Raw genomic sequence first — 10,286 nt, forward strand, 5'->3', positions numbered from 1 at the left:
CGGTGCATCAGGTGATAGACTTCGGCGCTGCGCAGCAGGGCCTTGGTCGGAATGCATCCCCAGTTCAGGCAAATGCCGCCCAAATGCTCGCGCTCGATACAGGCCACCTTCAGCCCCAGCTGCGCACCCCGGATCGCGGCGACATAGCCGCCAGGTCCGGCGCCAATCACCACCATGTCAAAATTCTGGGCCATCAAGTCCCCCGCTGATCAAGAATAGTTCAGCGTTAAACCATTTGCCCAAGGGCGGCAAGGCGCGCTCCCAACCCTATTGCGCGGGCTGGGTGCCGTCCGACTGCGCCTCGTCCAGAACCGCTTCGACCGCCAGAGGGGTTGCATTCGTGGTGATCACTGCAAAGCTGCCTTGTTCGTCGGGGGTCAGGCCTCGGCGGCGGGTCGTGCGCCAGCCCGCATAGGCCGCCAGCAGCGCCATCAGCGTTCCCATGTAGATCCAGAACCCGTCCGGCCCCACGATGTCCATCAGCCAGCCCGTGATGATCGGACCGCCCATGCTGCCGATGCCGAAGATGAACAACAGGCCCGCCGAAGCCGAGGCCATGTCGGACTGATCCAGATAATCGTTGGTGTAGGCCAGAAGCAGCGCATAGATCGGGTTGGCCACGCCCCCCATGATTGCGCCTGCCGCGATCAGACCCCAGGTTCCCGGCTGCATGACGATCACGACAATGCCGCAAACCAGCCCCAGCGCCGCCAGGATCAGCACCAGCTTGCGCCGGTCGTACCGGTCCGAGATCCAGCCGATCGGATATTGAAGCACCAGTCCGCCCGCATAAACCCCGGCAACAAAGCCGGAAATCTGTGCCACTGACAGGCCCACCAAGGCCCCCCACACCGAAGACATGCCCGACAGTGCCGCCAGGACGCCTCCCATCAGAAAGATGCCGACACAGCCCAGCGGCGAGGCCCGGTAAAGCTGCGCAAAGGACATCCGCTTGATGGTTTCGAACTGCGGGGCGGGCTGCGCGGTCAACAGGATCGGCGTGAAGGCCAGCGACACCAGCACCGAGGCGATGACGAACAGCAGGAACCCTGCCGGGTCACTTGTGTTCAACAGCGCCTGCGCCACCACGATCCCGAACAGCTGCACGATCATGTAGGCCGACAAGGCCTGCCCACGGTTCTCGTTGGTCGAACCTGCGTTCAGCCAGCTTTCCGCAGTGACATAAACGCCGCAGAAACAGAAGCCGACCAAAAAGCGCAGTCCTGTCCAGGTGATCCAGTGCGGTTCGATCGCGAACAGAACCAGCGCCGCCGAGATCAGCGAGCCCAGCGCCGCAAAGACGCGCACATGGCCCACATTCTTGATCAGGTCCGGTACCAGCAGGCTGCCCAGCAGGAAGCCCCCGTAATAGCCCGCCATGACGACGGACATCTGGAAGGTCGGAATCCCTTCGATCCCTCCACGGATGCCCAGCAAAGTGCCTTGCATCCCGTTTCCGACCATCAGCAGCAGAATGCCCAGAAGCAGAGGCCAAGTCGTGCGCAGCACCGAAATCATCGTGGGTCCCGTTCGTCCGTGGCAAGATCAAGAGCCACTGCCTAATGTCAGGGCCGGCAGGATGCCAGCCTGAAGGCGACGTCATGGGATCAGCAGCGACGCGTCCCCATAACTGAAGAAACGATACCCGTCTGCAATGGCATGTCCATAGATGGCCTTGATTTTCTCGGGGCCCATGAGGGCCGAGACCAGCATCATCAGAGTGGATTTCGGCAGGTGGAAATTCGTCATCAGCCCGTCGGTCACCCGGAAGTGATGCCCAGGATAGATGAAGATGTCGGTCGTGCCCTGAAAGGGCGCCAATTCGCCATCGGCAGTTGCGGCCGATTCGATCAGGCGCAGGGCGGTGGTGCCCACGGGGATGATGCGCCGCCCCTCGGCCTTGGCGCGTGTGATCGCGTCGGCAGCGGTGGCACTGACCTCGCCCCATTCGGCATGCATGCGGTGCGTGGTCACATCCTCGACCTTGACCGGCAGAAAGGTTCCGGCGCCGACATGCAGGGTGACATGCACGAACTCGACACCTCGTGCTTGCAGGGCGTCCAGCAAGGGCGCGTCGAAATGGAGGCTGGCCGTGGGGGCGGCAACCGCGCCTTGGCGGGCGGCCCAGACCGTCTGGTAATCCTGCCGGTCCTGCGCGTCCGGCGCCCTCAGCGAGGCGATGTAAGGCGGCAGCGGCATCGCACCGACCTCTGCTAACGCCGCGTCAAAGGCCTCGCCCGTGGTGTCGAACACAAGCCGCAGGCCGGTTTCGGTCATCTCGGCTACCTCGGCCGAAAGGCTCTCCCCAAAGCGGATCCTCTCACCCGGCCGCAGCTTGCGCATGGGCTTGGCAAGGGCCGTCCACCCTTCCGCCGCCGGTTCCAGCAGCGTCACCTCGATACGGGCTACGGCGTCGCCCTGCGGCGTCGATCGGCTGCGCGTCCCGGTCAGCCGCGCAGGAATGACCTTAGTATCGTTCAGGACCAGCACGTCACCCGGCCGCAGGATCTGCGGCAGATCGCTGACCCGCCGGTCCTCCATCGCATCGCCCTGCGCCAGCAGCAGACGGGCCGAACTGCGTGGACGCGCAGGACGCGTCGCGATCAGATGCGCAGGAAGGTCAAAGTCGAAATCTGACAGTTTCATGCGCCGGCTTTTGCGCCGCCGGCCCCTGCCGCGTCAAGCATCCGTGAATTCAAAGCGAATCCGTCAGACTTTACAAGCCCGACAAATTCGGTCAGTTTGCCGGCAACAGGAGCTTGCCATGATCGTTTGCCACTGCACGCAGATCTCGGATCACGACATTCACGCCGCCATCGACTGGATGCGCAGCGCCGACCCGCAGACGATCATCACGCCGGGCAAGATCTATCACGCCTTGGGAAAACGCGCCGATTGCGGCGGCTGCATGCCGCTCTTTCTGGACACCATGCGCGCCTGCGATAAGCTGGGCGTCGCTCCGCCGATTTTGCGGGCCAGAACAGACAGCAAGAAGGATGCCACCCATGAAGGGCGACGCCAAGGTCATCGACTATCTCAACGCCGCACTGCGCTCTGAACTGACGGCCGTCAGCCAGTACTGGCTGCACTATCGCCTGCAGGAAGACTGGGGATTCGGTCGTATTGCCAAGAAGTCGCGCGAAGAATCCATCGAAGAGATGCATCACGCCGACAAGCTGATCCAGCGCATCATCTTCCTGGAAGGCCATCCGAACCTGCAGCGCCTCGACCCGCTGCGAATCGGCCAGAACCTGCGCGAAACCTTGGAATCCGATCTGGCCGCCGAGCATGACGCCCGCACCCTCTACATCGAAGCGCGCGATCACTGCGACAGCGTCGGCGATTATGCCAGCAAGATCCTGTTTGAGGAACTGATCCAGGACGAGGAAGGGCATATCGACTTTCTCGAAACGCAGATCGGCCTTTACGAGACGATCGGCGCCCAGAACTATGGCCAGCTCAACGCCAATCCGGCAGACGAGGCCGAATAAACTTGGAAAGGGACCTGTTCGGTCCCTTTCCCACCTCCGCTCAGGCCAGCCAGCGATCGGCAAGGTCAGGAAGTTCGTCGAAATGCGCCAGCAGCGCCTCGGGCGCCAGCCGGGAGATCGCCTCTCCTTCAGGGCCAAAGCTGATCAAGGCCACCCTGACGCCTGCAGCCGCCGCAGTCTTGCGGTCGGTTTCGGTATCACCAACCAGAAAAGAGCGTGCGACCGTTCCACCCGCCCCTTCGACCGCGGCCTGATAAGGGCGAGGATCGGGTTTGCGGACCGGCAAGGTATCCGCGCCGATCACGGCGGCAAAGCGGTCCCGGATCGCCAGTTCACCCAGCAGCGTTTCAGCCAGGGCTTTTGGCTTGTTGGTGCAGACCGCCAGCCGGTGCCCTGCCTGAGCCAGACGGTCCAACGCCGCTTCCACCCCCGGATACAGCCTTGTGTGAACGGCAATGGCGGCACCGTAATGCGCCAGCAGCTGATCGTAATCCTCGTCCTCGGCACCAGGGGGCAGCAGCATTTCCCGATCCATCCGCCCGTATCCGGCACGCAGCATGGCACGCCCCCCGTGGAAGGCGATCAGGGAATCGGCCACCGGGTCCAGCAGGTCGCCCAGACCCCGCGCCCGAAAGCAGGCGTTGGCCGCCGCTACCAGATCGCCGGATGTGTCGGCCAGCGTTCCGTCCAGATCAAAGACCACCGTTCCCGCCATGCCACGTCCTTCCGAAACGAACAGAAAACAAAGGTGAATGCGCTTGGGCTTTCCAGCGCCACCGTCCCCGCTTAGAACGCCTGACAACAAAAGCAAACACGCGATGAGGGTGGGCATGGTCGAGAATTCGGTGGCGGTTGTTGTTCTGGCCGCGGGGCAAGGCAGCCGGATGCAGTCCGACCTGCCCAAGGTCCTGCACCGGCTTGGCGGGGTGCCCCTGGTGGGTCATGCCATGGCCGCCGCGCGCCGGCTGGAGCCAGAGCAGATCGTGGTCGTGACTGGTCACGGAGCCGAGGCTGTTGCCCGAGCCGTCACCAGGCTGGACCCGGAGGCCGCGACTGTTCTGCAGGCCGAACAACTGGGCACCGGCCACGCCGTCCGGCAGGCCCTGCCTGTTCTGGAAGGGTTCGAAGGGCGCGTGATCATCCTTTATGGCGACACGCCTTTCATAGGACAGGAGACGCTTGAAGCCTTGGCCAGTCACAATGCCGATCTGGTGGTTCTGGGTTTCGAGGCGGCCGATCCGGGGCGCTATGGCCGGCTGGTCGTCAGCGGACAAGGACTGGAGCGGATCGTCGAATACAAGGACGCCGACGAGGAGACACGCGCCCTCACGCTGTGCAATTCGGGTGTCATGGCGCTGGATGCGGATCTGTTGCGCCAGTTGATCGTCCAACTGTCCAACAACAATGCCTCTGGCGAATACTACCTGACGGACCTTGTGGCACTGGCGCGGGCGGACGACCGGCAGGCCGATGTGGTCATCTGTGACGAATCCGAGACGCTGGGCATCAACACCCGTGCTGAACTTGCCGCAGCCGAGGCTGCCTTCCAGGTCCGGGCCCGCGCCTTCGCCCTGGAAGAGGGCGTGACGCTGACCGACCCCGGAAGCACTTGGTTCGCGCTGGACACCGTCATTGGCCGCGATGCGATCATCGGCCCGAACGTCGTCTTCGGACCGGGCGTCACCATCGAATCGGGCGCCGAGATCCTGCCCTTCTGCCATCTGGAAGGGTGCCATGTCAGCGCGGGTGCGACTGTTGGTCCCTTTGCCCGGCTGCGGCCGGGTGCGGAACTGGGTGGGGACGTTCATGTCGGCAATTTTGTCGAGATCAAGAACGCGGTCCTGGACGAGGGCGTCAAAGTTGGTCACCTGACTTATCTGGGCGACGCCCATGTGGGCGAGCAGACGAATATCGGCGCAGGCACCATCACCTGCAACTATGACGGCGTGATGAAGCATCGCACCGAAATCGGACCCCGCGCCTTCATCGGCAGCGACACGATGCTGGTGGCACCCGTTCGGGTGGGCGCGGACGCGATGACCGGCTCGGGCAGCACCATCACCGAAGATGTCCCCGACGGCGCACTGGCCATCGGCCGGGCACGCCAGGTGACAAAGCCGGGACTTGCCATCCGCCTGATGGCCGCCCTGCGGATGAAGAAGGGAATGCGCTGATGTGCGGCATCATCGGAATTCTGGGCAGCCACGAAGTCTCGCCACTGCTGGTCGACGCGCTGAAGCGGCTGGAATATCGGGGTTATGACAGTGCGGGCGTGGCCACCGTCGACGCCTCGGGGCAGCTGGACCGGCGCCGCGCGGTCGGCAAGCTGATGAACCTCAGTGACAGGCTGGTCCATCACCCCCTGCCCGGCCATGCCGGCATCGGACACACGCGCTGGGCCACCCATGGCGCCGCAACCGAGGTGAATGCCCATCCGCATCGTTCGGGCCGGGTCGCGGTCGTTCACAACGGCATCATTGAAAACTTCCGCGACCTGCGGGCCGAATTGGCCGCACTGGGGATCGCCGCCGAGTCGCAGACCGATACCGAGACCGTGGCCCTGTGGACCGCGCGACATCTGGACCAGGGCTTGCCACCCCTGGAGGCCGCACGCGCGACGCTGGCACGGCTGCAGGGCGCCTTTGCGCTGGCCTTTCTCTTCGAGGGCGAGGGCGACCTGATGATCGCCGCCCGGCGGGGCAGTCCGCTGGCCATCGGTCATGGCACGGGCGAAATGTATCTGGGATCGGATGCAGTGGCGCTGGCACCCTTCACCGACCAGATCACCTATCTGGAAGACGGCGATCATGCGGTCCTGACACGTGCCGGTGTGCAGGTCTGGGACGTCCAGGGGCATCAGGTCCACCGCCCCACGGCCCGCATCGATGTGGGCGCGACCGTGATCGACCGTGGCGGTCATCGCCACTTCATGGCCAAGGAAATCGCTGAACAGCCGGTGGTGATCGGCGATGTGCTGAACCATTATGTGAAAGGCGACCGGATCATCCTGCCAGAAGGCCTGGACTTCGCCGCCATCGACCGGATCGCGCTGGTGGGCTGCGGCACGGCGCATCTGGCAGGTCATGTCGCCAAATACTGGTTCGAGCAGCTGGCCGGCCTGCCATGCGACATCGATGTGGCATCAGAGTTCCGCTATCGCGAGCCGCCCTTGTCGCCGGGCAGCCTGTTCGTCGCTGTCAGCCAGTCGGGCGAAACCGCCGATACCCTGGCGGCCCTGCATTACGCGCGCGGCAAGGTGGCGCGCACGGTGGGTCTCGTGAATGTCGGTACCTCGGCCATCGCGCGTGACAGCGATACGGCCTTGCCCACGCTGGCGGGAATCGAAGTCAGCGTGGCCTCGTCCAAGGCTTTCACCTGCCAGTTGGCGGTCTTGGGCGTTCTGGCCCTCAAGGCGGCGCATGATCGGGGTCGGATCGACGACACGGCGCTGGCTGCCCATCTGCGCGACCTGCGCGCCATTCCTGCCCTGCTGTCGCAGGCCTTGGCCATGTCCGATGATTGCCGACTGCAGGCGGAATGGCTGGCACAGGCGCGCGATGTCCTGTACCTCGGCCGCGGCGCGCTTTATCCGGTGGCGCTGGAAGGGGCCCTGAAGCTGAAGGAACTCAGCTATATCCATGCCGAAGGGTATGCTTCGGGTGAACTGAAGCATGGTCCCATCGCCCTGATCGACGGCGATGTGCCGGTGGTGGTGCTGGCGCCCCACGACGCGCTGTTCGACAAGACCATCTCGAACATGCAGGAGGTGATGGCACGCCATGGCCGGATCCTGCTGATCTCGGACGCGGCGGGCATTGCTGCGGCAGGCGAAGGCGTGACGGCGCATCTGACGCTGCCCCAAGGTGGAGGCGTCTTTCAGCCGATCCTTTACGCCGTACCAATGCAGTATCTTGCCTATCATACTGCCGTGGCCAAGGGCACCGATGTCGATCAGCCCCGGAACCTCGCGAAGTCCGTAACCGTCGAATGACGAAAGCCCGCCGGATCGGCGGGCTTTTCTGATCAACGGCGGCAGAAGGTGACGTAGTGCGGAACCCGGGCCTCGCGCAGGGCCTTCTGCTCGTACCGGGTGCTGATCCAATCCTCCCAAGGCTGATCCGTATCCGCCACCATCTCGAACCCGGCAGGCGGCACCTCTTCCCGGGTCTGGCGGATATAGTCGGGAATGTCGCTGGCGACCCTGAACTCACCCCCGGGCCGCATGACACGCGCCAGCGGCAAGAGATGCTCGGGCGTGACGAAGCGGCGGCGATGATGGCGCGCCTTGGGCCAGGGATCGGGATACATCAGAAAGGCCCGCTCGATGCTGGCATCGGGCAGCACGTCCATCAGGTCGCGGGCATCGCCCGGATGGACGCTGACGTTGCTGACGCCCGCTGCACGGATCTTGCCCAGCAGCATGGCGACACCGTTGATGAACGGCTCGCAGCCAATGACCCCGATGTCGGGATAGGTCTTGGCCATGTGGACCATGTGCTCGCCCCCGCCGAAGCCCACCTCCAGCCAGAGGGGCCGGCTGTCCCCAAAGAAGGTCTGCGGATCGATCATCGACCGGTCGGGGTTGTCCTGAACCGTGATGCCGCGCGGACGCAAATCCCCCAGATCCTCGGAAAGGTAGCCCTTCTGGCTCTGGCGCAGGGTCTTGCCGTGGCGCCGACCATAGAAGTTCCTGCGGGGCGGATTGGGATCGAAATCGGATGTGTCGCTCATGCGCGGGCCTTGCCGCAAGCGGCTAGCGAATTCAAGCCCCGTCGATCGGACGACGCGCATGGACCCTGAGCCTTGCCGGACGCTTGATCTGCCAAAAAGCCTCGCCGTCCGCTCGCCGGATGGACCGTCTTTGATGCTGCAAAGGGACACGGTACCCCCTTGCAGGCTCTGCGGTGTGGACGTGGATCAGTCGGCCATCAGGCGGCTTATGATCACCGTCACTTCGGGCTTCTTGCCGATCTCTTCCATCGTCACCTGACGGGTGATCTTGCGGATCGCCTCGTCCATCTTGCCATCATCGCGAACCGTTCGGGCATCGGCGCGCTCGAGGAATTCGGACAGTTCGGCCTCGATCTGGCGGGGCAGTTCGCCGCCACTGCGGGTCCGTTCGGACAGGCCCATGACCTCGACCCAGGCATCGGGAAGAACGTTGTCATCCTCGTCCACGATCACGCTGACCATGGCATGCCCGTTCAGCGCCAGGCGGATGCGGTCGCGGACGACGCCATCCATGGCTCCGATCAGCTGGTTGCCGTCAAGGTAGAGCCGCCCCGTCTCCACATGATCGACCACCTTCGCACGGTCGCCGGTCAGGTCCAGCATCGTGCCATTGGTCACGATCTCAGCCGACATGCCCTTGGCGCGGGCCAGCAACGCATGTTCGCGCAGGTGCAGATGCTCGCCATGCATCGGGATCACCGTGCGCGGCTTGAGCAAATCGTGCATCGCCTCGATGTCCGGACGGTTGGCATGGCCCGAAACGTGGAACAGACCGTCATCGGCATCATATACCTCGACGCCCGCCTCGCTCAGGGCGTTCATGATGCGGCCGACCGACCGTTCATTGCCCGGGATGGTCTTCGAGCTGAAGAGGAAACTGTCGCCCTCCTGCAGCGACAGGCCCAGGTAGCGTCCGCGCGACAGCTGCGCGCTGGCAGCACGGCGTTCGCCCTGGCTGCCGGTAACCAGAAGCATGACCTTGTTGCGGGGCAGCTTGGCGGCCTCTTCGGGGCCGATCGTGTCCGGGAAATCCGTCAGGATACCGCTGTCAAAGCCCACGCTGACCATGCGCCGCATCGCGCGGCCCAGCAGGCAGATCTTGCGCCCCGAGGCGCGTGCCGCATCGGCCAGCGTCTTCAGGCGGGCGATGTTGCTGGCGAATGTCGTGGCCACGACCATGTTCGGCTGTGCCACGACCCATTCCAGGATGGGTGTCGCCAGCAAGGCCTCGGACCGGCCGGGATGGGTCGAAAAGATGTTGGTGCTGTCGCAAGCCAGGACCTTGACGCCATCGCCTTCGGCCGCGATCTCGGACAGGCCGATCGGGTCAAAGGCATCGCCCACGACGGGCGTCACGTCCATCTTGAAGTCGCCCGTATGCACGATGCGTCCTGCCGGCGTATCGATGATCAGCGCCGAGCTTTCAGGGATCGAATGGCTGATCGGCACGAACTGGACCGAGAACGGTCCCGCCTGCGTCACGGCCGGGCGAACCTCGGTGATATTGACCGCTTCGGCCGGAAGACCATGCTCTTCCATCTTCAGCCGGATCAGGGTGCCGGTAAAGCGGCGCGCATGGATCGGCACGTCCAGACGGCTCCACAGGTGGCCGAGGGCGCCGATATGGTCCTCGTGCCCGTGGGTGACGAAGATCGCCTCCAGCCGGTGGCGGTTCTGCTCCAGCCAGGTGATGTCGGGCATGATGAGGTCGATGCCAGGGCTGGCGTCCATGTCGCCAAAGGTCACCCCCAGATCGACCAGGATCAGCCGTTCCTTGCCAGGCGCACCATAGCCATAAACATAGGCATTCATGCCGATTTCGCCCGCGCCGCCCAGCGGCAGATAGATCAGGCGCTCAGCCATTGCCCATCTCCTTGTTGTAATCGTGAATCAGACGCAACCCGTGCATCGTCAGATCGTCTTCTATCGCATCGAACAGGTCAAACCCCTGATCGAACAACGGCGCAAGCCCGCCGGTGGCAATCACTTTCATCGGTCGGTCGCGCTCGGCGCGGATCTTGTCCACGATACCGTCGACCAGACCGACATACCCCCAGAACACGC

10 protein-coding genes and 1 pseudogene are annotated in these 10,286 nt (G+C 64.0%); 4 read left to right on the plus strand and 7 right to left on the minus strand.

Features of this window, described 5'->3' with window-relative positions; translation table 11 throughout:
- From ACLHHB_RS16500 to queA, 3 genes are all read right to left on the minus strand, one after another.
- Positions 1–194, minus strand: a 194-nt coding sequence (locus ACLHHB_RS16500) for an FAD-dependent oxidoreductase (protein WP_410219373.1), incomplete at its 3' end; no start/stop codon positions are given.
- 73 nt (positions 195–267) lie between these two features.
- Positions 268–1,518 carry an MFS transporter gene (locus tag ACLHHB_RS16505; protein WP_410219374.1) on the minus strand — a complete coding sequence of 417 codons (1,251 nt, stop codon included), beginning with the start codon at positions 1,516–1,518 and terminating at the stop codon, positions 268–270.
- Positions 1,519–1,599: 81 nt separating this feature from the next.
- Entirely contained in the window at positions 1,600–2,646 is a 1,047-nt protein-coding gene (gene queA, locus ACLHHB_RS16510; protein WP_410219375.1) for a tRNA preQ1(34) S-adenosylmethionine ribosyltransferase-isomerase QueA, read from the minus strand.
- A 118-nt stretch (positions 2,647–2,764) separates the two neighbouring features.
- On the opposite strand from queA, the gene ACLHHB_RS16515 reads away from it, so the two are divergent.
- Positions 2,765–3,058: a bacterioferritin-associated ferredoxin gene (locus ACLHHB_RS16515; RefSeq protein WP_410219376.1), complete on the plus strand. Its 294-nt coding sequence runs from the start codon at positions 2,765–2,767 to the stop codon at positions 3,056–3,058.
- A complete protein-coding gene (gene bfr, locus ACLHHB_RS16520) occupies positions 3,006–3,491 on the plus strand; it encodes a bacterioferritin (protein WP_410219377.1) in 486 nt (161 codons plus the stop codon). Before ACLHHB_RS16515 ends, bfr begins: the two co-directional genes overlap by 53 nt.
- A gap of 40 nt (positions 3,492–3,531) precedes the next feature.
- Here bfr and ACLHHB_RS16525 read toward each other — a convergent pair whose 3' ends face one another.
- Positions 3,532–4,206, minus strand: a complete 675-nt coding sequence (locus tag ACLHHB_RS16525; protein WP_410219378.1) for an HAD-IA family hydrolase — start codon at positions 4,204–4,206, stop codon at positions 3,532–3,534.
- Between the two features lie 115 nt (positions 4,207–4,321).
- On the opposite strand from ACLHHB_RS16525, the gene glmU reads away from it, so the two are divergent.
- Positions 4,322–5,665 carry a bifunctional UDP-N-acetylglucosamine diphosphorylase/glucosamine-1-phosphate N-acetyltransferase GlmU gene (glmU, locus tag ACLHHB_RS16530; RefSeq protein ID WP_410219382.1) on the plus strand — a complete coding sequence of 448 codons (1,344 nt, stop codon included), beginning with the start codon at positions 4,322–4,324 and terminating at the stop codon, positions 5,663–5,665.
- Positions 5,665–7,482, plus strand: a complete 1,818-nt coding sequence (gene glmS / locus ACLHHB_RS16535; protein WP_410219379.1) for a glutamine--fructose-6-phosphate transaminase (isomerizing) — start codon at positions 5,665–5,667, stop codon at positions 7,480–7,482. The genes glmU and glmS overlap by 1 nt, the downstream gene beginning before the upstream one ends.
- Positions 7,483–7,514: 32 nt before the next feature.
- On the opposite strand, the gene ACLHHB_RS16540 is transcribed toward glmS, so the two are convergent.
- From ACLHHB_RS16540 to ACLHHB_RS16550, 3 genes and pseudogenes are all read right to left on the minus strand, one after another.
- On the minus strand, positions 7,515–8,222 hold the full coding sequence (locus ACLHHB_RS16540) for a tRNA (guanine(46)-N(7))-methyltransferase TrmB (RefSeq protein WP_410219380.1): 708 nt from the start codon (positions 8,220–8,222) through the stop codon (positions 7,515–7,517).
- A gap of 186 nt (positions 8,223–8,408) precedes the next feature.
- Complete coding sequence (locus ACLHHB_RS16545) at positions 8,409–10,085, minus strand: ribonuclease J (protein ID WP_410219381.1); 1,677 nt, start codon at positions 10,083–10,085, stop codon at positions 8,409–8,411.
- A pseudogene (locus ACLHHB_RS16550) lies at positions 10,078–10,286 on the minus strand (pantothenate kinase); the annotation flags it as partial. The gene ACLHHB_RS16545 and the pseudogene ACLHHB_RS16550, both read right to left, overlap by 8 nt.

Source organism: Paracoccus sp. (in: a-proteobacteria), assembly GCF_046462195.1.
In the GTDB taxonomy this organism is placed as follows: Bacteria; Pseudomonadota; Alphaproteobacteria; order Rhodobacterales; family Rhodobacteraceae; genus Paracoccus.

What these genes read in the sequence shown, in the direction of transcription:
- glmS (WP_410219379.1), top strand. Translation starts at nt 5,665, where the DNA reads ATGTGCGGCATCATCGGAATTCTGGGCAGCCACGAAGTCTCGCCACTG.
- ACLHHB_RS16515 (WP_410219376.1), top strand. Translation starts at nt 2,765, where the DNA reads ATGATCGTTTGCCACTGCACGCAGATCTCGGATCACGACATTCACGCC.
- queA (WP_410219375.1), bottom strand. Translation starts at nt 2,646, where the DNA reads ATGAAACTGTCAGATTTCGACTTTGACCTTCCTGCGCATCTGATCGCG.
- ACLHHB_RS16545 (WP_410219381.1), bottom strand. Translation starts at nt 10,085, where the DNA reads ATGGCTGAGCGCCTGATCTATCTGCCGCTGGGCGGCGCGGGCGAAATC.
- bfr (WP_410219377.1), top strand. Translation starts at nt 3,006, where the DNA reads ATGAAGGGCGACGCCAAGGTCATCGACTATCTCAACGCCGCACTGCGC.
- ACLHHB_RS16505 (WP_410219374.1), bottom strand. Translation starts at nt 1,518, where the DNA reads ATGATTTCGGTGCTGCGCACGACTTGGCCTCTGCTTCTGGGCATTCTG.
- ACLHHB_RS16540 (WP_410219380.1), bottom strand. Translation starts at nt 8,222, where the DNA reads ATGAGCGACACATCCGATTTCGATCCCAATCCGCCCCGCAGGAACTTC.
- ACLHHB_RS16525 (WP_410219378.1), bottom strand. Translation starts at nt 4,206, where the DNA reads ATGGCGGGAACGGTGGTCTTTGATCTGGACGGAACGCTGGCCGACACA.
- glmU (WP_410219382.1), top strand. Translation starts at nt 4,322, where the DNA reads ATGGTCGAGAATTCGGTGGCGGTTGTTGTTCTGGCCGCGGGGCAAGGC.